This is a genomic window from Brasilonema angustatum, assembly GCF_059505445.1.
In genome coordinates, this window is sequence record NZ_JCACKO010000143.1 from 1 (window position 1) to 23,275 (window position 23,275).

Sequence of the window (23,275 nt, forward strand, 5' to 3'; positions counted from 1 at the left end):
CGAGTGCTTCTGGCAACCGCTCGCTTGGCAGTTTTTCGGCTATTGCACTCAAAGCTTTGGCGCGATACCCCTCAGACTGAATTTCCCTGGCAACAGCGAGTGCTTCTGGCAACCGCTCGCTTAGCAGTTTTTCGGCTATTGCACTCAAAGCTTTGGCGCGAGAATCCTCAGACTGAATTTCCCTGGCAACAGCGAGTGCTTTTTGCAGTGCTAGTTCTTGAAGATTTAGTGGCAAATAATTGACTAATTCTATCAACGAGTTGACTTTCTGCTCTGGGTTTGGGTTTTGTAGAGCGTAAGCTAGTCCTTGTTCATGAGTCCACACATTATTTTTGACTAATGCAACCAGCAGTTCTACTGGTAAATTACCTGCCAAACTAGTCACGGATGCACTAATCAAAGCATAGCGACACTGCAAACTCACAACTTGGGGCAGGGTTGATTCATTCCAATTCGCTTCTGCTAATTCCCAAGCACGAGAAATATCTGTTATGTAACCCCCAGCTTGTCCTAATTTTTCTCGCGCTTCAAACCAGCCATTGCTTGCTTTGTGTGACTCCTCCCGCAATAAGGAGTGAATTTCTTCTATTTGTTCAGCTTTCTCTAAATGCCAAACTAAATATTGATAAATGTAACCATCATTAGGCAGGGTATGCCAAAAGTTTTTTTGAGTCTTTCTCCGATACCGTTCTAGCAGTTGAGTCTGAGCATCAAGTAAATTCAAACCCATTCCCGTAGGCGGAGATTTCATTAATCTACCACGAGCTACATCATGCAATAAGTCATGTATCCTGTAGCCTTTCCACTTAACACCCCCAATAAATACAGGTGAATCAGACTGAAGTAAGGCATCATTCCAAAGTAGCTCTAAACGCTTATCAGCTTTTTTTTGCGATTCCATATCCCAGAGTGTCACTGCCATTGGTGCGGCGATTGTTACATCCTCTGGTAAAACTCCCAACCAAATAAAATTTTCCCAAGCTTGTTTGTTATAATCCCGCAAAGCTTTCAAGCTCAAATTAAAAATTGCTTCTAAAGAGTTTTCTTGATGCGGCGCGTCTAATACTTCTAAGTCTAATAATTGTAAATTTGTAACCTCTTGTTTCAAATCCGTTTCCAGATCCACCCATGTTATTCCCCATTTAATTCTAGCTGCTACCAAATTCAGTGCGATGGGTAGGTATCCCACAATCTTGGCTACTCTCAAAGCCTCTTGTTTCTCTACATCTTCTATTTCTCGTTCTAAAGATTTAGAAAGTAATTCCAGAGATTCTTCTGGTGTCATCAAATTCAATTCTTGCAAAGAAGCACCTACACCACCAGCCACATTAGCACGCCGAGAAGTGATTAATAGCTGGGATTGGGAACTTGCTACCAGAAAGGGTTTAACTTTATCTGGTTCCCAAGCATCATCAACTACCAGTAAAACTGCTTTATCATGTAGTAAGCTTCGTAAATGGTCTGAAGTTGCTTCTATATTAATGGCAGGAAATTCGTAGTCTCCCAAGGCTCGCACCCAGCTAGTCAGCCGCGCCAGAACATCTGGTTCTTGTCCCAAAGTTGCCCAAAGCACACCACCAGAAAAACGTTTTTGGATATCTTGATCATGGGCAAGGGCAGTAACTAAAGTTGTCTTGCCAATGCCCCCTAAACCGTGAATTGCACTAATGAGCAAAGCACCAGCATTAGATGTATTTGCCAGTAGACGTGCTTTGATTTCTACAGTAACTTGTGGGCGATCAACAAAATTGGCAGGTAAACTCGGTGCTTGAAAAGGTCTGTCAATTGGGCGACGATAATTAATAGTGAGGCTGCCTTCTACCCGACCTACATTAATATTATTGTTGCCCTTGATCTTTTGGAGAACATTTTCGTTCCCTGAAATTGTTTGTTCAACCTGAGACTGAATATGGGGAGCTAAACTGGTTACAGAAGCTTCAGCCTTTTGTGAGTTACCTAAAACTGGTTGTTCAACCTGAGACTGAATATGGGGAGCTAAACGGCTTTGAGCAACTTCATCTGTGAGTAAATGTCGCTTACGTTTTAATCTCCGACGATTCCCTCTCAAAAAGCCAGCTAACTTGGACAGAAAAAGTATTATCCGCTTCCATAACCTTTTCAAGCGTCTTTTCCGCACTGTTTTAACTCCCTATTTCCTGGCTTTTTGAGTTAGCTTTTTTACTTAATAGATAGTTGCACCATCTCCGATTCTGCCAAAAACCTTATTCCCATCACCCGTAGTATTCTGCACTGTGTTGTTCTTCCCAGATATTGTTTGATTAAAGCTATTTACAACTTTAGAAATAGCCTCCGAATCTTCCTGCATCAAACGGGCAATCTCAGCAGCCAAATTTTTATCTTCATCAAGCAATTTCTTGAGTTGCTTCTGGAGCGTTTCTTTCGTTTCTGCATCATCAGGAGAATTAGCCAATTCTTCTGCTGCAGCTTTTGCTATTGGCTTTGCATCTACTTTTGGTTGCAGCTTACTCCACAAAGCCTTGGCTTTTTCCCAAGCATTAGCACCAAACCCTTTACCCAGTTCTTTACCAGTTTCTTCAGCTGCTTTCTCTCCTACTTTCAGTAGGTACGGTAAAAATGGGGTCAAGAAAGTCGTCAAAGTTACTATATCCATTTGCTTACTCTGAGTTTGAATAAGTACAAGACTTGTTAGCAGGACTTACGCACTGAAAACCCGAAAACTTGATCCCCCCTAGCCCCTCTTGAAAAGGGGGGAATCTTAAAAGCCCCCTTTTTAAGGGGGTTGGGGGATCTCTTCTGCGTAAGTCCTAGTTAGTTTAAAAATCTAACTTTAGCATCAATATTCAAGTATTCAAAGGTAAAATCAGGATAACTACTTAAGTGAATATTTTTTTATAACTTATTAATTGAACAAATTTTTATAGCGATGCTCCAGCAGGGAGCAGCCCAAAGGACGATCGCTTGTGATACTCACTTTGCATTTAACGCTACCACTGGCTACGAATTTATAGCAGTCGCCAGGTAGATTAGGACACGAACTAATGAGAAAACACGCTCACCAAGAGACTTTCAAGTCTGTTCCCTGTTCCCTGTTCCCTGTTCCCTGCTATAAATGAGTAACCGTGCAGAAAGTTACACTAAAGCCGAAAGCCTTACAAGATTGACTGGATAAAATATTTGACAGACGATTGCAACTGTGTTTATCTCTCGTCGTGTGCGTTCTCTGTTGCCTAGTGCGGTTTGATCCAAAAAACCCCTGCAAATCCCCCCATAATTTTGATACCCTATCTAAAACAGATTTGGGAGCATCAAGCGTGGATATTCAAATTGGGCGGGGTAAAACAGCTCGCAGGGCCTACGGTATAGATGAAATTGCTCTCGCCCCCGGTAATGGAACACTCGATCCAAGTTTGGCAGATACTCAGTGGCGTATCGGCAATATTGAGCGCAAAATCCCAATTATTGCGAGTGCGATGGATAGCGTAGTTGATGTCCGTATGGCTGTGCTTTTGTCACAGCTAGGAGCATTGGGTGTTTTGAACTTAGAAGGAATTTACACTCGCTATGCAAATCCAGAGCCAATTTTAGACCGTATTGCCTCTGTCGGGAAAGAAGAATTTGTTCCCTTGATGCAAGAACTTTATGCTGAACCGATAAAAGCAGAATTAATTGAACAACGAATCAAAGAAATTAAACAACAAGGTGGTATCGCCGCCGTGAGTGCGACTCCGGTAGGAGCAAGCAAATTTGGTTCTGTAGTAGCAAAAGCTGGTGCTGATTTATTCTTTATACAAGCAACTGTGGTTTCTACTGCACACCTTTCTCCAGAATCTGTTGTACCACTCGATTTGGCAAAGTTTTGTCAAGAAATGCCTATACCCGTGATACTGGGAAATTGCGTGACTTATGAGGTGACTCTGAATTTGCTCAAAGCAGGCGCAGCAGCCGTACTGGTAGGAATTGGTCCTGGTGCAGCGTGTACCTCTCGTGGCGTGCTGGGTGTTGGTGTACCACAAGCAACGGCGATCGCCGACTGTGCAGCCGCACGGGATGATTATTACCAAGAAACGGGCAAATACATTCCAGTGATTGCTGATGGGGGTTTAATCACGGGTGGCGACATTTGTAAGTGCATTGCTTGTGGTGCAGATGGAGTGATGATTGGTTCTCCCTTTGCAAGAGCTGCTGAAGCTCCCGGACGCGGATATCATTGGGGGATGGCAACTCCCAGTCCAGTTTTGCCACGTGGTACGCGCATTCGTGTCAGCACGACTGGTACCTTAGAGCAAATCCTCACTGGACCAGCACAACTTGATGACGGAACTCATAATCTTTTGGGAGCCTTGAAAACGAGTATGGGCACTTTGGGGGCAAAAAACATTAAACAAATGCAACAAGTGGAAGTTGTGATTGCTCCTTCTTTGTTAACCGAAGGTAAAGTTTATCAAAAAGCACAACAATTAGGTATGGGTAAATGAAGGTTTTCCCGACAGTCTTTGCAACTGGCGTGTGCTTTGCGCTTACCTAAGTTGCCTGCTTTGGGAGTTACGCTCGCAGAAGTTTGGATCAGACACCGAAGTTGTGATCCACGTCAGGCGAGGCTCAGACTTCAAACGAAGCCAGAGCATGAGACAACGCCTGGGCGCGCTGCCTAACCAGTCCCTAAGGCGCACCGAAACCCTCCTTCATAGAGCCGGTTTACTAATGACTCTTTATCTCCCATCTGTAATACTCAAACAGAGTGATACTATTACAGCTGGGGGATAAGTTAATGAAATTTTTCTCGACTCTTAAACTCTTACTGGAAAAATCGCATATGTCGCCTAGAATAGAGATAGCGGAGACGCATGTTTCCGTTCACTCCTCACACCACACTCCGCCCGGACATGTTTCGGGCGGTTCCTTAATAATTAAATTATTTTTGAATAAGTTCAAAATCCATATGCAAAAGTCTGTGTACCACTGCTTAGCAGTGGTTTTCGCTGTGGTAGAATTTTCAGCAAAGTCAAACATATTAATAGGCGAAGGTTTATAGGCATGTCAGAAGCCGATCAAGTTACAGACTCTACCTTTAAACAGGAAGTACTCGATAGCGCGATTCCTGTTTTAGTTGACTTTTGGGCACCCTGGTGCGGACCTTGCCGGATGGTTGGCCCTGTTGTCGATGAAATTGCTATCCAGTACAAAGACCAAGTTAAGGTAGTGAAACTTAACACCGATGAAAATCCGAATGTTGCGAGCCAGTATGGCATTCGCAGCATTCCCACACTAATGATTTTTAAAGGTGGGCAAAGAGTTGATATGGTGGTCGGTGCCGTACCGAAAACTACACTATCTAACACTTTGGAAAAATATCTTTAAATACAACCGCCGGAAAACTGCTACAGAGTATTTGATTTCAAATGGTCTAAAGTAAAGATTTGTAAACAGTGGAGGGGCGACAATCGCCTCTCCACAAATTTATGAAATTTTTGGAGAGGCCAATGTTTGGCGAGCTTGTTTGTTGTCAGCAGTTATTTATAAAATAAATGTTAAATTATTGTAGGGATGTAGTTTGCTACGTCTGTTGTAAATACAACCCCATATCGAACCGTTTGCTCTCATCAAGATAAGACTTCGTGTCAGTTGTGAGATAAGGGGAAAAAATATAAAAAACCTTTGCCTTTTAACCTTTCCCCTTTCCCCACAAAAGTGCAAAATTAACTTTTGCAACCTTGTCTATAGGTTGGCGACGATAGCTCTCAACAGCGCCTTGGATTATCTTTAACCAAAGGTGCTCTTAATAGCAGAAAAATCCCTAAAAGTCAATAGTCAAAAAACTTTAGACTTTGGACTCCAGGTAACGATTTATCATTCCACATTAAATTTAGATACAATGTAATGCCATTTTGGCAGCAGTTCTCATGACCTCATCTGCGTCGTTTGACACATTAGAGTCTCTTCAAGCGGATATCGCTAAATTATTTGAAGACTTACCGATGTCAAAGCATCGGCAGTATATTATCCAAGCACTAGCGACTATAGTGCGTTTGGCTCACAAGAGTGAAGAAATTGAGCGCCTCGATTGGAAAATATTGTCGTCTTCTTTAACAGACATGGAGCGGGGTTTCCAGCTGTTTTATGCTTACCGACATGTTCGCAAAGTCGCTATTTTTGGTTCAGCTCGCTTATCGCCAGAAACACCAGAATATCGCATGGCGTATGAATTTGCTCGCGATGTCTGTCGATTAGGATTTATGGTGATGACAGGTGGCGGTGGCGGAATTATGCAAGCAGGTAATGAAGGTGCTGGACGGGAAAATTCTTTTGGCTTAAATATTCAGCTGCCCTTTGAGCAACAGGCAAACCCGATTATTGAGGGAGATCCTAAGCTAATTCACTTTAAATATTTCTTCACGCGGAAGCTGTTTCTCCTCAAGGAGAGTGATGCGATAGCTTTGTTTCCAGGTGGTTTTGGCACCCAAGACGAAGCTTTTGAGTGCATGACTTTAAGCCAGACAGGTAAGTTTGGTCCAGTACCCTTGGTTTTAATTGACCACCCTGGTGGCGATTATTGGCGATCTTGGAGCGAATATATTGACAAACAATTGGTGCAAAAAGGTCTGGTTAGTCCTGATGACCCAAGTCTTTACACGGTGACAGACAACTTGGATGTCGCTTGCAATGCTATTACCAGTTTTTACCAAGTTTATCACTCTAGCCGCTATGTGGGCGATCGCCTCTTGGTTATCCGTCTCAAAGCAGAGTTATCGGATGTTGATGTAGAACAACTCAATGCTGATTTCAGCGACATTCTTGTGACTGGACGCATTGAAAAAAGTCAGGCTTTACCCCAAGAGGCTCAAGATGAGACCTTTGAGCTACCGCGTCTGGTTTTATACTTTAATCAAAGAGATTTAGGGCGATTATACCAGCTGATCGCAGTGATTAACCGCATGGGGACTCCTTCAGCAGAAGAAAAGGCGCATCCAGAAAGGAAGTAGGGGGTTTGGATAATATCAAGTTTGAGTGATATAAAGGTTGTTGGCTTATCCTTTGCGATAGCTTTTCCCAGATGTCCTAAGATTTCTGTCCACTGCTATAACTTTTGACACTCTCCTAGCTTTTTATGGGAATTTCGCTGTCGCTTATTCCCACAAAAAGCCACGACATTCTGTAATCTACGTCATAGCCAGTTGCGTTCTGTTGTAGTACTTTGTGGTTAGTTAGGAGAGATTACTGAGTCGCTATCTTCTGCAAAAACGCTACGCATAGGGAACAGCGGCACACTTTGCGCTTAGCTCCCATTTGGTATACCTTCCCTTACCCGGTGCTTTGAACCTAATTAACTTGTACTACCAGGGAAGGGTGGTTGGGGTGTATACGCGATTTATAAGCGATTAAGCAAACTTGATATTAATCTGAATAAAGTTTCACTTTTTATTTTGGTTTTATCCTGATTCTAAAACATTTATAGAAGCAGCATAAAAATGTACTTATACTCGAAATTGAGATTTATTCCATCTCAACTAGTAACTGTAACAGTAGTGCTAACGTTGTTATTATTTTTGCCTCATACTTGGATCAGTTGGGAAGCATACTACAACTTCAATAGTATTATAAAAAATGAATTCAAACTAAAAATTATCAATGAGGAAATCACTTATTTCGATGAAGTTTTAACTATGTCAGCAAGTATGAATGCTGCTACAGGTGACCCGACTTGGGAACAACGGTATCATCAATTTGAACCAAAACTAAATGTTGCGATTCAGGAATCCATTAAACTGATTCCAAAAGTAGATGATAATTACCAAAAAATTTATGCTGTAAATCAGCGTTTGATTGCAATGGAATATCAATCGTTTGATTGGGTAAATAAGGGAAAAAAGGAAATTGCACAAGTAATATTATCAAGTCAAGAATATAAAAAGCAAAAACGCTTCTACGCCGATAATGTTGGTCAAAGAAGCCGTATTATCTCCCTTCAGTTGCATCAAAAAATTACTGAATATCGCAACAAAGTATTTTGGTCAATTTTGGCATCAATTCTTAGTTTAGTAATGCTCATTCCAGCATGGCTGATGGTGTTGCGATTATTAAAAGAATACTTAAAAGCTCGAAAAATTGCTCAAGCTGCATTAGAAAAAACTAATCAGGAATTGGAAATTAGAGTTGCAACAAGGACAAAAGAATTAAGACGAAAAAATATCCAACAACAACAAACGCTACAACAACTACAACAAACTCAAGTACAATTGATTCAAACTGAAAAAATGTCTAGTTTGGGGCAGATGATGGCTGGTATTGCCCATGAAATTAACAATCCCATCACTTTTGTTTCTGGCAATCTTATTTACGCTGAGGAATATACCCAAAACTTATTAAAAGTTGTAGAACTGTATCAGCAGGAGTATCCCAATTTTTCACAAGTAGTTCAAACTGAAATTGATGCTATGGACTTGGATTACTTGAAACAAGATTTCACTCAGCTGCTCAAATCTATGAAGATGGGAACAGAACGGATTCAGGAAATTGTTAAATCTCTTCAGACATTTTCTCGTTTAGATGAGGCTGCTGTAAAGACAGTTGATATTCATGAAGGTATTGATAGTACATTAATGATTTTGCACCACCGCCTCAAGGTAACCGAAAAACATTTTGAAATTTCTGTTATTAAAGAGTATGGTTTGTTGCCGCTGATCGAGTGCAACCCTGGTTTACTGAACCAGGTATTTATGAATATCCTTGCCAATGCAATTGAAGCTTTGGATGAGTACAACTTACAGCGCACATCTGATGAAATCAAAGCTAACCCCAGTTATATTCGCATTCGCACTGAGGTGATTTCAAAAAACTGGATTGGAATCCAAATCATTGACAATGGTCCTGGTATTCCAGAAAAAATTCGTTCAAAGCTATTTGACCCTTTCTTTACTACTAAACCTGTGGGTAAAGGTACAGGACTTGGGCTGTCTATCAGTTACCAGATTATAGTAGACAAGCATGGTGGGAAGCTATATTGCCACTCAGTACCTGGACAAGGTGCAGAATTTTTTATTGAAATTCCAATTAGTCCTTTATAAATTTTTAAGAGGGAACGCTTAACAGGGAAAAGAGCTATTTTTTTAGGGTGGGCACTGCTCATTTCAAGAGAAAATCCTGATTTTAACGTTGAAAGCAGTGCCCAACGCCCTTCGGGTATCTCCTAAGCCCTGCGGGCACGCTACGCGAACGGAGACGCTGAGTCCTGAGCCTGCGGCACGGCTGCGCCGAACGGACACGCTACGCGAACGCCAGTCGCCTGCGGAGGAGCCAGTACTTGATGAGGGTCTCCCTCCGTAGGTATCTGGCGTTGGAAACCCTACCAAGAGCGCTGGACTCACCAGATGCTACCCTGCACCGAAGCCCTCCGGGTATGTCCTACAGAGACGCTACGCGTTATACCGTTTCACTTTAAGGTTGATACAAATGGGGCGCAGGGAGCAGGAGGCAGGGAATAAGGGGAAAGAATTAGAAACCAATCATTTGTATCAGGGATTTCGTGAAAAGGAGAGAAGGAAAGAGGGAACAAAGCCCTCACTCCTTCATGTCCCTATTACTGCATCAGCTATCGCTTAGCACCCAACTGACTAAAGTACGAACGCCAAAGCCAGTCGCACCGGGACCGTTGTAACCATTTTCTTTGTCTGCCCAAACCGGACCTGCAACATCTAGGTGCGCCCAAGGAGTTTGTTTGACAAACTCCTTGAGGAACAATGCAGCGGTGATTGAACCACCAGGACGTGGTCCTGTATTCTTCATGTCCGCGATGCCAGACTTGAGCCCTTCAAAGTATTTTTCTTCCATTGGAAGTCGCCAAAACTTTTCTCCAGAAGTTTGGGAAGCTTTTTCTATCTGTGCTGCTAAAGCATCATCGGGAGAGAACAAACCAGCAATGTCATCTCCCAAGGCAATCACACAAGCACCCGTGAGAGTCGCTAAGTCAACAATTGCATCCACTTCTAGCTTTTCAGCAAATACTAAGGCATCTGCTAAGGTCAAACGTCCTTCTGCATCGGTATTATTTACTTCAATGGTTTTGCCATTGGATGCAGTGAGAATGTCACCTGGGCGCATAGCACGACCGCTGATCATATTTTCTGTGACAGCGGAAATAAAGTGAACTTCAACATCTGGTTTAAGTTGAGCGATCGCTTTGGCTGCACCTAAAGTAGCCGCAGCACCACCCATGTCAATTTTCATGGTTTCAATACCACTGCCTGCTCCTTTGATGTTGAGTCCACCAGAGTCGAAGGTTAAACCTTTACCAATAATCGCTAGCTTACGTTTGGGTGTTCCTTCTGGTTTGTAAGTCAGGTGAATAAACTTAGGTGGCAAATCAGAAGCTTTTGCAACTCCCAAAAAAGCTCCCATGCCTAACTTTTCACAGTCTTCCTGTTCCAAGATTTCTATTTGTAAACCGTGTTCTGAGGCAATATCAGCGGCGGTGTCTGCCATAGTAATCGGTGTCACAGAGTTAGCTGGCGCTGCGACCAACTGCCGTGCTAAAAATACACCAGAGGCAATTTGATTGGCGCGGCTAATTGCTGCTTCTTGTCCACCCAGTCCCAATAAATCGACTTTCTCAATTTGTGCTCCTTTATCCTCTGGTTCAGATTTAAAGCGATTATCCTGATATAGTCCTAATTGAACGCCTTCAGCTAGTGCTTGTGCTGTTTGTGTTGGGTCGTTGTTCCAAATAGGCAGGCTGATTCCCAGAGTTTTGCACTTCTGCTTTTTCGCTAAGCGAGCAACGTTGGCTACAGATCGCCGCAAGGTTTCTAGCTTTAGAGCGTCGGGTTTGCCTAAACCTACGAGTATAATTTTACGAACGGCGCTACCACCACCCACTCGCGTTACAGCAGTGCTGCCTTGCTTACCCTTAAATTCCTCTTCGGCAATCAGCTCTTTTATACTACCAGCCAACTTTTCATCTAAAGTTACCTGTTCGCCAGTTAACTCTACAGCATCTTCAAATAATCCAATTGCTAAACCGTCCCCCGTCCACTCTAGAAGGGGGGTATCAGTGGCAAGAATTTCCATACTCTTGTCTTCTGTGTAAAACTTCTTGTACCAGTATTGCGCAAAATATGCACTTTATGCTTTTGAGAGCTTTCAGAGTTCGTGATTAAATCAGGGAACAGGGAACAGGGAACAGGGAACAGGGAACAGTTATCAAATAATTTTTAACTGATAACTGATAACTGGTAACTGATAACTGATAACTGATAACTGAGTTAATGTCTCACGAGATCGGCAACGACATTCGCTATTTGATCTGGCATCACAGGCTTAGAAAGATGTTTTTGAAAACCGGCTGAAATCGCCAGTTGACGATCCCTTTCTCCAGCATATGCCGTCAGGGCGATCGCCGGGATGTCTCCTCCTTGTTGAGCTGATAATCCTCTAATTTGACGGATCAGGCTATAGCCGTCTTGCTGCGGCATACCTATATCACTAATAAGCACATCTGGTTTGAATGTTGTCAGAACCTCTAGCGCTGAAGAAGCAGAACTGACAGCAGTGGTGATCGCTCCAAATTCCTCTAAAGCAAATACCAAAAAATCTCGTGAATCAGTATCATCATCTACCACTAAAACGCGCACACCTTGTAATGGAGATGACGCAGATGGGGCAGATGAGGAAGTGGAAATTAATTTCCTTGCTCTTATATCTTCAATAATAGGCAATTGTACTACGAATGTTGCACCTTTTCCTTCTCCCGGACTTTCTGCGGTAACAATTCCACCATGCAATTCTACCAAGTGGCGTACAATTGCTAAACCCAATCCCAAGCCCCCGTGTTTGCGAGTGGTAGAACCATCTCCTTGACGAAAAGAATCAAACACGTAAGGAATAAAATCAGATTTGATACCCATACCTGTATCTTTCACAGTAATTTTAGCATGGTTTGAGGAGTGGCGAATGGGGAGTAGGGATAATAAGGGAGATGTTCCTCCCTCATGTTTTTCATCTGTCCCAACTCTTTCAAGCAGCACTTCCACTCGTCCTCCCTGTGGGGTAAACTTGATAGCGTTAGAAACCAGATTCCAGACGATTTGCTGTAATCGGCTAGGATCGCCTAAAACGTGGAATTTTTGTTCGCAAATTTGAGATTGAGATCCACGGTTTTCCACAGAAGAGCTTTGCGCCTGTAGAGGTTCGTGCTGTTGTGGATGCGCTGCGACTTCCCATAAAGGTGACGACTGGAGTGCAATTGGAGGAGATTCCGAATTTGGAATTTGCACAGAAGTTGTATCGCAGGAGACCTCTTCTCTAATCTTCAGTGATTTGGAATTTAGAATTGATTTGTCCTGTGTTTCCAATCCAGAGTCTATAATGAGAAATTGCAAGTCAATTGATTTGGCTTGAGCTGCCAGACGCATTGTGTCTATTGCAGCTTCGATTGCTGGAATTAAGTTTGTTGGGTAGGGACGCAGAGTCAACTTGCCACGAAGAATCCGGGATACATCCAGCAAATCTTCAATCAGTTGTGTTTGTAACTTGGCGTTGCGCTCAATTGTTTCTAACGCGCGATTCAAGTTTTTTGGTTCTAAGTTACGGGTACGTAATATTTTTGACCAGCCGAGGATAGCGTTGAGTGGCGATCGCAATTCATGGGAAAGCACAGCCAAAAACTCATCCTTAATTTTATTTGCCCGTTCCAATTCTTCCTTTTGTTGGCGTAACTGAGCCTCGCCTTCCCGTAATGCCTGTTCTGCCAGTTTATACTCTGTTACGTCACGAGCAATGCTCAGTAATGATTGTACGGAACCATCGGCAGCGTATTCTGGCACAATCCGTGCCTGGTAGTAAATGCGTCCCTTATGTGAGGAAACATCAAACTCCATCCAGCACCCGATTCCTGTGCTAAGTACTTGGCGTAATCTTGCTTGCCAAGTGGAAACTTCCTCCGCAGAACCCATTTCGGCAACAGTTTTGCCAATCCACATTTCTAATGGTATTCCTGTTGCCATTTCTGTTGCGGGATTTACATAGCTATAGCGGAGTTCTCTATCAATGCGGCTGATCGCGTCTGGTGAGTTTTCCGCTAAAGCTCTAAACTCCTGCTCGCGGCGATACAGTTCTGTTTCTGCTATTTTGCAGGCGCGTCGATACTCGGCTTCCCGTAGTGCCCTACGTACCGAAGGCACAAGACGCTCTAATCTTTGTTTGAGAACATAATCAATGGCACCACTTTTGAGGGTTTCAATTGCGACTTCCTCCCCCATTGTTGCGGTCACAAAAATAAAAGGTACGTTTGGGCAGTGATGTTGCGCCATCTTTAAAGCCGTAATACCATCAAACCCAGGCAAGGCGTAATCTGAAAGAATCAGGTCAAAGTTATCTTGCTCTAGCGCCGTCTGGTATTCTGCTTGCGTTTTTACGTGCACTTGTTCGCAAGCAATACCGTTTTCGGTCAACAAGGCATGGATCAGTTCTGCATCCAGCAAATTATCTTCCAGCAAGACAAATTTTAGACCTGACATGGCTATATCCCTGCTACTCCTTGATTACTGCGTGCCGGAGGTATGGAACCGGGAGGGGGTTCATTAATTATTGCCCAAAATAATCCCAAACCTTTGATGACTTGAACAAATTCAAGAAAATCGATTGGCTTGACCACATAACCATTGCTGCCAAGTTCGTAACAGCGAGCGAGATCTTGTTCTTCTCGGGAAGAAGTCAACACCACGACTGGTACTACTCTCAATTCTGGATCAGCTTTGAGTTGCGTCAAAACTTCTAAACCATCAATTTTTGGTAACTTTAGATCGAGTAGCACCACGACAGGATGACCTTCGCGACGCAAACGATACAAACCTCGACGATAAAGGTAATCCAATGCTTCTTCGCCGTCACGAACGACGACGACTTCATTGCCCAAATGGTTTTCTGCCAGTGAAGTCAGGATTAACTCAACATCGTTAATGCTGTCTTCGACTAGGAGAATGCGCTTTAGTTCCATCGTATACTCTCTACTCTCCACTTCCCACTCCAAACCCCTTTGGTAGCGAAAAATAAAAAGTCGCGACCTTATCTATTTCACTTTCTGCCCAAACGCGCCCGCCATGACGGTGAATAATGCGTTGGACATTTGCCAATCCCACACCTGTACCTTCAAATTGTGGATCACTGTGCAGGCGTTGAAAAACGCCAAACAACTTGTGAACATATTTCATATCAAAACCAATGCCGTTATCTCGCACGAAGAATACCACTTCTTGCTCATTGGTGGTACTACCTACGGTAATTTGTGTTAAAGGGCGAGTTTTGCTATACTTGAGGGCATTTTCCAAGAGGTTACGGAGAACGAGCCGCAACAAGTCGGGATCTCCTTGTACCAGAGGTAATGGTTCTATTTGCCAGGAAACCTGACGATTCCTGGTTTCCAGTTCTAAATCGCGTTGCACCTCGTGCAGCAGTAGTTTCATGTCAATGGTGGTAGAACGCATTTGAGAACGCCCCACACGAGAAAAACTTAACAAATCATCAATTAATTTACCCGCTTGTTTAGTTGCTTCGGTGATAATGTTGAAGTATCGTCTACTGGTGTCATCCACCGCTGTTGACACAAGACGTTTTTGCAGCAACTCAACGAATCCGGTGATGTGGCGCAATGGTGCTCGCAGGTCATGAGAGACGGAGTAACAAAAGGATTCTAGTTCTTTGTTGGCTGCTTCTAATTGAACTGTGCGCTGTTTTACCCGTTCTTCTAAAGTTTCGTTGAGTTGTTGAATTTGAGCTTCGGCTTGCTTACGGTCTTCAATATCTACACAAGAACCGATGTAACCCAAAAATTCTGCTTCTGGGGTAAACCGAGGCACACCAATATTTAAAATCCAACGATATTCCCCATCAAACCGTCGCAGACGATACTCCATTTGAAAATCTTGGCGGGCATCAAAAGAATTCGTATATATTTCCAGATAATGCTGCAAATCATCAGGATGTACACCTTCTGCCCAACCATTGCCTAGTTCTTGCTCAATCGTCCGTCCGGTAAAATCTAGCCAACGTTTATTGAAGTAAGTACAGTGCCGATCTGTACCAGACATCCAAACCATAATTGGAGCAGTGTCTGTAACATGGCGAAAACGCTGCTCACTTTCACTGAGGGCGGCTTCTCCCCGTTTACGCTCAGTGATGTCAATAGTAATGCCGTCAAAGCGCTTTGGTATACCAGCAGCATCACAGAAGGTGTGTCCAATTGCCCTGATCCAGCGTATACATCCATTTGGGGCTACTGTGCGGTAATCCACGTCATAACCAGTCGCCTGTTCAATAGCGTGCTGAACTGCCTGCCGTGTGCGTTCGCGGTCATCATCATGCAGCAGTTGATAATATAAATCAATCGTGACTTCAGCATCAGGTGGTAAACCAAAATGCGCTTTGCACTGCTCGTTCCAAACGAGTGTGTCCAGTGGTAAGTCGCAGTACCACAAACCGACTTCTACTTCCTGAATAACCAAATCCAGACGTTCTCTACTAATTTGCAAAGCTTCTGCCTGCTCTCGCAGCGTTTGTTCTATCTGTTTGCGCTCTGTGATATCATGGGCGACTGCATACCGCAATCCTGACTCAACATCAGGAACAGAATTCCAAACCAGCCATTTGTAGGAACCATCTTTACAGCGGTAGCGGTTCTCGAAATTGAGAGTGACAGTTGGCTTTGTTAGCTTCTCGACTTCAGCCAAGGTTTTTGCTCTGTCATCTGGATGTACAAACTCAATAAATGGCGTGCTCAGCAATTCTGCTTGAGTGTAGCCGAGAATTTTCTCAAAAGCCGGATTTATACACTTAAAGTAGCCATCCAATCCGGCAGTGCAGAACATATCGGGTGAAATCATAAAGAAGCGATCGCGTTCTGCTTCTGCTCGCTTGCGTTCGCTAATATCCAAAATGAAGGCGATCGCCTCTTCGCGTTGCTCATCAATTAAGGCGAAACCAATGATCACTGGAACACGAGAACCATCTTTACGGATATATTCTTTCTCGTAAGGAGTACAAAATCCCTTGAGCTTCGCCTCGGCGATCGCCGCTTCATCAAGCGGTAGATACTCGCTTGGAGTTATCTCACTCCAGCGCACTTTATCTTGTAGAAAATCTTTACGGGTATAACCGAGAATGTGGAGGTAGGCGTCGTTAACCTCACCTACTCCTCCATACACATCGCCAAACTGAATGCCAATAATATCTGAGTTGACAAATAGCCGCAGCCGTGATTCGCTTTGACGCAACGCTTCTTCTGTGCGTTTTTGGTCGTCGATATCAGTACAACTACCAAACCACTTAACAATTGTACCGTCCTCATCACGTAATGGTAAAGCCTGTGCTACATGCCAACGATAAACCCCATCAAATCGTTTTAGGCGGTACTGTACCTCATAGCGATTTCCTGTTTTGAGTCCAGTTGTCCATTTTTCCAAAGCTTGTGATAAATCGTCAGGATGAACAACTTGCTGCCAATTCGACTCCAAAGTGTCTTGGGGCAAAGAAGTTTCTTGAGGTTCGAGTCCTGTGTACTCTACCCAACGCTGATTGTAGTATTCTACAAAGCCATCTGGGTTGCTCATCCAAACCATCTGGGGAATGTTTTCGGCAAGCAGCCGATAGCGTTGTTCACTTTCCCTTAGTGCGGCTGACTCTTGTTTGCCCTTGCTATCTACGGGATTAAGGAACTCAGCGTTCCACCAAATCAGTGCCAAAAACATGATCCCTAGCGACACCATGAGCAGCGATATGCCCAAAGCTGAGTCATATTGTTTAACCCTTAGCCCCAAAAGAATTAACCAGCCGATAATTAGAAAGACACTTGCAGCTTGTGAAATATTTTTTGTAACAGTGAAGTTAGGCATAAGCCTTGACTCCAACTTTAGGATTCTGTTTTATAATACTTTTCATACAATAATCATTGCAGAAAAATTTTTCAACTTTTTTTGCCAGATCACAAATGCTGGAACTCTTACTATAGTCTACCATTAGACTGATCATAACGTCTGTGGAATAACCTTGAGATAGATTTCTTAAGTATGATATGTTTCTATAAATAAGAAAGCCGGTTTCTCTAAGAAGCCGGCTTTCTTATTTATTGTCTGCCATCAGATCAATCAATTATTTTGTATTTACTAAATTTTCCGATGAATCAACAGTAGACTGAACAACACTGAGATCAATATCAAATTTCGCAGCAATAGTATCAATAATATGCTGTGCCACTGGAGTCATCTCACCTTTTACTCGGGCAATTTTATAACATTGAGCCAATAGTGGTACAGCAAAATCTCGGTTGAGTTGATTGAGAGGTGTATCCAAAGGCTGAGGTGATTTAAGATTTTCGGATATGACTTTCAAGGAAGTTGAACTGAGGTTCAAACCTTGTAACTCTGTCGAGATTTCTTCCCATTTTTTTTCTGGATAGTTAGCAAGGATAAAATGAATTAAAACTTGATCCATTGCGGCTTCTTGAGCCATTGCTTTTTCCAGATAATTATCGCTTTGTTGTTTTAAAGTATTCAGTGTCTCCTCAGAATTGAGCGACTTTGATTCATCTAGCTTCGCTTCATAAAATCGACAAGCCGCATACCCCAATGAATAAATCATTGTAGCATTAGAGCTAGCACCAATCACTGCGCCAGCAAAAGGTATATTTCTTAGTAAACCTAAACCTGCTGCTTTTAAAAGACGACCGCCACCCAAGGCTAAACCAAAAATCGCCAATACTTCTCCTTTTCGGGCAGGATCTTTTAAATTCAATCCGTAGAGGGATGCAATTTGATAAACCATTTCTGACTGCAACTCTGTCGTAGCTGCTAAATCAATTGCCAACAAAGCCGCTGCGACTCCCGGCAAAACACTACTTGCTAATCCAATTCCTCCTGCTTTTGTTGCTTTGTCAAGCATAATACGGTGGGCAATTTGTCTAGGTGATTCATTCGGATATTTTTGCTTGAGCTTTTTGACTTCTGCTTCTGCTTTATCTAAATTCACACTATCAACAGCACCAAAAACCCAATTCAGATTTAAAAACCCAGCCAGCTTTCGGATCAGCCAATTTTCGCCAATACGTTCTGCAACTTCTCCTGCTGTGTGAGTTGCTTGTGAAATCAGGTTATGAGTTTGTTTTGCTGCAGCTTCTCCCACATCAACTGCTGTTTCTGCAACGACTTTACCAGCTTCTATAGCGGTGTTACCAGCAGCGGTTCCTACGCCCACAGCCGTTCCAAAAACACAACCTACTGTTTCAGCAACGGTTTCTAACAAGGATGGCTTTTTTTGTTTGGTTTCGGACGCAAGTATATTATTATTTGGTTTTGTATCCTCTGTGTCTTCATTAAGTTTGTCTGTCATTACTTACCACCTTCTGTAAAAATCTCCCTATTTTATTTGTAGCGAAGGTGTGAGCAGCTTAGCATCTTTCTATAAGGATAAGTCGTTAGAGGAACTTTCAACAGGACTTCTACTCAAACGATAGCTAGCTGTTAGTTTTAACGCCAGTATAAATTTTATGACATTAAATTGAATGATTGAATTATAAGTGCATTCAATATCTGTATTTGATTGACTCCTAACTTGCCTAAGCGTCGAATAATGAGTTGAGGTTGCAAGGTCACAATTCGAGTTACTCTCACTTTAGAAGCAACTCGTAATCCAGTCCCAGAAAATTCTGAACCTGAACTATTTAGGGCAAATTCATCTGAACTCAGATTATCAACCTTTTGTTAAGAAATGAAACAGAGCGTAACTTCATTCAAACTAGTGTTTTCCAGAAGAATTACAGCAGGACGTAACTTTGTCTGACTTAAGTCAGTAAATGGGAATTGAACTAAAACAATATCTCCTTTGTCAAGTGCTACTAGAGAGCCGGTTCACTAATATATGTTGACAAATAAAAAAATATATGTATATAAGTAAAACGCCTATTTTGGGGTAAATATTTAGGTCGGGTTTTGGGCGATCGCATTAAAACGCAGAGCCTAAATGTTCGATTTAAACACCATTCATATTTTGCATTTTACGTCAACTACTTCTACTGGACCGGCTCTCTAGACAGGTTCTCCGTCCTCAAGATTGTAGAGTTCTGGTTCATTATGCAAAAAATCAAATACTTTTCCGTTTTGAGCAAGATGCATCAGTTCATTAGTAGAAGCATAAGAAATCTTTTTTTTCAAAAAGCTTTTCTTTTAACCACAAACGTTCTTCATTTGGTAAAGCGAGAATAACTTGTAGTAAGGATTCAACCAGTTGTATATTCATCGTTACCTCAGGTTCTTTTTTATTTTCATTGGTGAGCTAATGATATTTTTTTATAAATGGAGATAGCTAAATTAATCATAATAAAATCTCAATTATTAAGTATAATTTATGAAAATCACTACGCGCCCACTTATCCTTTGGATATACTTGCAGGGCGACGTCTACACAGAACAAGTCGGCAAACTCGCAAGGGCACACTGCCTCACTACTCATCCTTATCCCCTGGCGTCTTGCTCCTGGGCTGCTTCAACACTACTGTCTAAAAAATCATTTGCCTTCATAATTTCGTAGAGGTTAGTATCTGTTTCTAACAAGCAAGCGTGCCCACAATGTGGTAGTACCACCATTTTGGAATTGGGTAAGATACTAACCAAACGTTTTGCTTCAGCTAAGGAAGGTAAAAGTCGATCGCTAGCACCAGCAATCACCAAAACAGGTTGAGTCAGGCAACGTAACTGTTCCTCTTCAACGCAAAAATCTCTCAGTAACGATATTCGCCACAGGACAGTTTTTGGTGGTACCGAACGCATGCTTTTTAGGAGTTCTTGTCTATCACTCCTAGAAATACGTGCCAAAGCTGCCAAAAAAGGTAATAAACCTAGTGCGCCGATGTTATAAAGGTTGGATGGAACCAAGGAACTCAATTGAGATGCCCAAGTTAACAAAGGCTGAAGCTGGAAGGCGCTTCCTGAGTTGATGAGAATAATACGCTTAAATAGCTGTGGTGCAATGACCGCTACTTTCTGCGCCAAACAACCACCAAAGGATTCCCCACACAGGTAAACAGGACGCTGGGGGCTTTTTTCTAATTCTGCATGGATCAAGTCCAAGACATTCTTAGCTAACTCATCCCAACTGCTCAAATCTTCCCTTGGTATCGCTAAACAACGGACATCAAAGCCAACTTCTAATCCAGCAGTTTGCGATCGCAACAGTTGACCTGTTCCATCCATTCCTGGTAAATACACAAACAATGGTAACTCTGGCTGGAGTCGTTTAGGACTGAGGAAACATGGTTTTAGATCAACTTTTGGAATAGTCATTAGTCATTAATCATTAGTCATTAGTCATTAGGAGGCAGTGCGCCCTTGCAAGTCAAGCATGTTGAGTGCACCTGCTGTTCATTAGTCCTTAGTCATTAGTCATAGGCTAACTAAAGGACTAATGACTAAATTTTTTAATAGCAACCTTCACACAATAAATTTGCTATTTCTGAGTGACAATGATTTGTCAATTCTGTCACCATAGTTCTTGCTTTTTTTCCCTGATATTTTTCTTTTTGTAGAGGTTTAATCCAATATGGATGACCAATGAGCACAGCGACACGTTGATATGTGACTAGTGGATGCCAACCTGACTGATTAAATAAAGGTTCTGAAGGGTCAAACAAACTTAATACCCTCAAAGGTACAGCAGATGTGTTAACTTCTTCAAGGGATGCTATTGCGATTGGCAAAACTGCTAAATCTCGTACCCGTGCTCGCAATGCCAAATGGGCAAAACCTCGTTGAAATTCACCCACCCGGTTCGGTTGGGTAAATTCTACCATTGGTTTTGTTCCCTCAGGAAAGACTCCTACTATTTGCTTTGACTGCAATAGCAGTTGTGACTGTTGGAAAAAGCTTTGCTGGCGCTGTTGATTTGCCTCCTCTAGAGGAAAGCAACCTAATTGTCCTGTAACAATCTCCCGCATTATTGGCACTTGCCCCATATAGTGATGGCAAGCAAAGCGAATAGAACTCGATAAAGCCGCCATTAAAATGGGTGCATCCATAAAGCTGCGGTGATTGCTCACTACTAACACACTGGCATCTTGGGGAATGCGATCCTCGTAGTAGCGAAACATTTTGGTTGATAGCGCCGCCAGTAACCAGCGAGAAACCTCAAGGGGGCTATTTACACTCATCTTGATATAGGATCAGGAAAATTCGCAGCTTATCTTTATTAAGAATTTACATTTTTTAACCGATAACGGCGACTGCCTTAAGGTAGAAATGTTCAGAGCAACAAAATCGGTAAAGTTCTTTGTGTAAAAGAGGTTTGTTTTCTAATGTTCTTAATGTAATGACAAGTTTAGTGTGGAATCTTAGTAAATAACTTGCCAATTCTTTGGACAAATAAGCTGAGATTATGACATTCATTAAACAAACTCAAACGACATAAATTTGTTAAAATTAACAAATGATTGAAAAAAGGAGATAAATGATATAATTGCGTGGTTTTATCCAAAAAAGGTAAGAGAGAAAACGTTTTTAACAACTAGTTTTTTTTTGCATAAATCAAGTGAATAGAACACAAAAGACATTCGCACTCACAACACCACTATATTATGTAAACGACTTACCCCATATTGGCAGTGCTTATACAACAATGGCAGCAGATGTGGAGGCAAGGTTTCAGAGACTATTGGGACGCAAAGTCCTCCTGATTACAGGTACAGATGAGCATGGGCAAAAAATTCAACGGACAGCAGAAAGCAAAGGGCGATCGCCTCAAAGCTTTAGTGATGAAATGTCAGCGGGTTTTGTCTCCCTATGGCAGTTACTAAACATTCAATACGATAGATTTATTCGTACAACCGCTCCTCGTCATGAAGTTCTGGTCAAAGAATTTTTTCAGCGAGTGTGGGAAGCTGGAGACATTTACCAGGGACAACAAAAAGGTTGGTACTGCGTTTCGTGTGAAGAATTCAAAGAAGAAAGAGAACTGTTAGAAGGACACCGCTGTCCTCTCCACCCAAATAAAGAAGTTGAGTGGCGAGACGAACAGAACTATTTCTTCCGCTTATCTAAATATCAAGAGAAACTGCAAAAACTTTACCACTCTCAACCGGATTTTATCCAACCAGACAGCCGCCGAAATGAAGTCCTCAACTTTGTAAATCAAGGGTTGCAGGACTTCTCCATTTCACGGGTGAATGTAGATTGGGGTTTTCCTGTACCAGTTGATCCTAACCATACTCTTTATGTTTGGTTCGATGCGCTTTTAGGTTATATCACCGCAATGCTCGAACCGGATGAAGAACCAACCATTAAAAATGCCTTAGCAAAATGGTGGCCGATCAATTTGCATCTGATTGGTAAGGATATCCTGCGCTTCCATGCAGTGTACTGGCCAGCAATGCTAATGTCAGCTGGCTTATCATTGCCAGAGCGAGTCTTTGGGCATGGTTTTTTGACCAAAGATGGTCAGAAAATGGGCAAAAGTCTGGGTAATACCCTCGATCCTATAGGTTTAGTGCAGCGCTATGGTAGTGATGCTGTTCGTTATTACTTCCTTAAGGAAATCGAATTTGGCAAGGATGGCGACTTTAATGAAAGTAGATTCATTAATGTGATAAATGCAGATTTGGCAAATGATTTAGGTAATTTGCTAAACCGCACTTTAAACATGGTGAAGAAATACTGCGATGGGAATGTGCCGACGATTACAAAGGAAGATATACCTTTTGAGCATCCTTTGAAAGCGATTGGTTTACGTCTTGGGGAACAAGTGAAACATGCATATGAAGCGTTAGCGTTCAATCAAGCTTGCGAAGCTATTCTTTTACTGGTGCAAGCCAGTAATAAGTTTATTGATGAACAAGCTCCTTGGTCATTGTATAAACAAGGACAGCAGCAAGCTGTAGAACAAGTCCTGTATGCAGTGCTGGAATCAGTGAGACTAGCAGCTTATCTCCTATCTCCAATTATCCCTGATACAAGTAGTGATATTTACCAGCAATTAGGTTTCGGAATTAATTTTAATGAACAAATAGAAACTGCCACCGTTGCTCCTTTTGCCATTCATGGAACATGGGGAGTACTAACAAATCAACAAAAGCTGGGTGAAGCCCGCCCAGTCTTTAAACGAATAGAATCTCCTAAAAACAATTAGTTCAACTTCCATAACTGATTTTGTCTGAATTTTATCAGGACTAAATTTATCAGTTCTGAAAAATTATCATAAGCCGTTCTCTGTTGATCTGTAACAACTGAAAAGTATCAATTATTACATTTTCATAAAAATGAGGTATGAC

At 42.3% G+C, this 23,275-nt stretch carries 14 protein-coding genes; 5 read left to right on the plus strand and 9 right to left on the minus strand.

What is annotated here, in order from left to right:
* Both AC5JM2_RS28790 and AC5JM2_RS28795 read right to left on the minus strand, forming a co-directional pair.
* The coding region (locus tag AC5JM2_RS28790; RefSeq protein WP_495838435.1) for an NB-ARC domain-containing protein at positions 1 to 2,137 on the minus strand (2,137 nt) is incomplete at its 3' end.
* Positions 2,138 to 2,182: 45 nt separating this feature from the next.
* Positions 2,183 to 2,632, minus strand: a complete 450-nt coding sequence (locus AC5JM2_RS28795; RefSeq protein ID WP_495838437.1) for a hypothetical protein — start codon at positions 2,630 to 2,632, stop codon at positions 2,183 to 2,185.
* A gap of 661 nt (positions 2,633 to 3,293) precedes the next feature.
* Here AC5JM2_RS28795 and AC5JM2_RS28800 point away from each other — a divergent pair.
* The 4 genes from AC5JM2_RS28800 (at position 3,294) to AC5JM2_RS28815 (ending at position 9,044) form a co-directional block, all read left to right on the plus strand.
* The gene (locus AC5JM2_RS28800; RefSeq protein ID WP_495838439.1) at positions 3,294 to 4,457 is read left to right on the plus strand and encodes a GuaB3 family IMP dehydrogenase-related protein; all 1,164 of its coding nucleotides are present in this window, start codon (positions 3,294 to 3,296) and stop codon (positions 4,455 to 4,457) included.
* Positions 4,458 to 5,016: 559 nt separating this feature from the next.
* Entirely contained in the window at positions 5,017 to 5,340 is a 324-nt protein-coding gene (gene trxA / locus AC5JM2_RS28805; RefSeq protein ID WP_495838441.1) for a thioredoxin, read from the plus strand.
* Positions 5,341 to 5,882: 542 nt separating this feature from the next.
* Positions 5,883 to 6,962: an LOG family protein gene (locus tag AC5JM2_RS28810; protein WP_495838443.1), complete on the plus strand. Its 1,080-nt coding sequence runs from the start codon at positions 5,883 to 5,885 to the stop codon at positions 6,960 to 6,962.
* A gap of 486 nt (positions 6,963 to 7,448) precedes the next feature.
* The gene (locus AC5JM2_RS28815; RefSeq protein ID WP_495838445.1) at positions 7,449 to 9,044 is read left to right on the plus strand and encodes a sensor histidine kinase; all 1,596 of its coding nucleotides are present in this window, start codon (positions 7,449 to 7,451) and stop codon (positions 9,042 to 9,044) included.
* A 520-nt stretch (positions 9,045 to 9,564) separates the two neighbouring features.
* On the opposite strand, the gene AC5JM2_RS28820 is transcribed toward AC5JM2_RS28815, so the two are convergent.
* The 7 genes from AC5JM2_RS28820 to AC5JM2_RS28850 form a co-directional block, all read right to left on the minus strand.
* A complete protein-coding gene (locus AC5JM2_RS28820) occupies positions 9,565 to 11,043 on the minus strand; it encodes a leucyl aminopeptidase (RefSeq protein ID WP_495838447.1) in 1,479 nt (492 codons plus the stop codon).
* A 194-nt stretch (positions 11,044 to 11,237) separates the two neighbouring features.
* Entirely contained in the window at positions 11,238 to 13,490 is a 2,253-nt protein-coding gene (locus AC5JM2_RS28825; RefSeq protein ID WP_495838449.1) for a hybrid sensor histidine kinase/response regulator, read from the minus strand.
* A 2-nt stretch (positions 13,491 to 13,492) separates the two neighbouring features.
* Positions 13,493 to 13,969: a response regulator gene (locus AC5JM2_RS28830; protein WP_210613039.1), complete on the minus strand. Its 477-nt coding sequence runs from the start codon at positions 13,967 to 13,969 to the stop codon at positions 13,493 to 13,495.
* A gap of 10 nt (positions 13,970 to 13,979) precedes the next feature.
* On the minus strand, positions 13,980 to 16,859 hold the full coding sequence (locus AC5JM2_RS28835; protein ID WP_495838452.1) for a PAS domain S-box protein: 2,880 nt from the start codon (positions 16,857 to 16,859) through the stop codon (positions 13,980 to 13,982).
* Positions 16,860 to 17,115: 256 nt separating this feature from the next.
* Positions 17,116 to 18,351, minus strand: a complete 1,236-nt coding sequence (locus AC5JM2_RS28840; protein WP_495838454.1) for a hypothetical protein — start codon at positions 18,349 to 18,351, stop codon at positions 17,116 to 17,118.
* Positions 18,352 to 19,472: 1,121 nt separating this feature from the next.
* A complete protein-coding gene (locus AC5JM2_RS28845) occupies positions 19,473 to 20,300 on the minus strand; it encodes an alpha/beta fold hydrolase (protein WP_495838456.1) in 828 nt (275 codons plus the stop codon).
* Positions 20,301 to 20,434: 134 nt separating this feature from the next.
* A complete protein-coding gene (locus AC5JM2_RS28850; RefSeq protein ID WP_495838458.1) occupies positions 20,435 to 21,163 on the minus strand; it encodes a lysophospholipid acyltransferase family protein in 729 nt (242 codons plus the stop codon).
* Between the two features lie 368 nt (positions 21,164 to 21,531).
* Here AC5JM2_RS28850 and metG point away from each other — a divergent pair, with 368 nt between their 5' ends.
* Complete coding sequence (gene metG, locus AC5JM2_RS28855) at positions 21,532 to 23,133, plus strand: methionine--tRNA ligase (protein ID WP_495838647.1); 1,602 nt, start codon at positions 21,532 to 21,534, stop codon at positions 23,131 to 23,133.
* The last annotated feature ends 142 nt before the right edge of the window (positions 23,134 to 23,275 follow it).

Excerpts from the sequence above, each read along its gene's own strand:
- AC5JM2_RS28830 (WP_210613039.1), bottom strand. The coding sequence starts at position 13,969 with ATGGAACTAAAGCGCATTCTCCTAGTCGAAGACAGCATTAACGATGTT.
- AC5JM2_RS28825 (WP_495838449.1), bottom strand. The coding sequence starts at position 13,490 with ATGTCAGGTCTAAAATTTGTCTTGCTGGAAGATAATTTGCTGGATGCA.
- AC5JM2_RS28850 (WP_495838458.1), bottom strand. The coding sequence starts at position 21,163 with ATGAGTGTAAATAGCCCCCTTGAGGTTTCTCGCTGGTTACTGGCGGCG.
- AC5JM2_RS28820 (WP_495838447.1), bottom strand. The coding sequence starts at position 11,043 with ATGGAAATTCTTGCCACTGATACCCCCCTTCTAGAGTGGACGGGGGAC.
- AC5JM2_RS28840 (WP_495838454.1), bottom strand. The coding sequence starts at position 18,351 with ATGACAGACAAACTTAATGAAGACACAGAGGATACAAAACCAAATAAT.
- AC5JM2_RS28845 (WP_495838456.1), bottom strand. The coding sequence starts at position 20,300 with ATGACTATTCCAAAAGTTGATCTAAAACCATGTTTCCTCAGTCCTAAA.
- AC5JM2_RS28835 (WP_495838452.1), bottom strand. The coding sequence starts at position 16,859 with ATGCCTAACTTCACTGTTACAAAAAATATTTCACAAGCTGCAAGTGTC.
- AC5JM2_RS28815 (WP_495838445.1), top strand. The coding sequence starts at position 7,449 with ATGTACTTATACTCGAAATTGAGATTTATTCCATCTCAACTAGTAACT.
- AC5JM2_RS28810 (WP_495838443.1), top strand. The coding sequence starts at position 5,883 with ATGACCTCATCTGCGTCGTTTGACACATTAGAGTCTCTTCAAGCGGAT.
- trxA (WP_495838441.1), top strand. The coding sequence starts at position 5,017 with ATGTCAGAAGCCGATCAAGTTACAGACTCTACCTTTAAACAGGAAGTA.
- AC5JM2_RS28795 (WP_495838437.1), bottom strand. The coding sequence starts at position 2,632 with ATGGATATAGTAACTTTGACGACTTTCTTGACCCCATTTTTACCGTAC.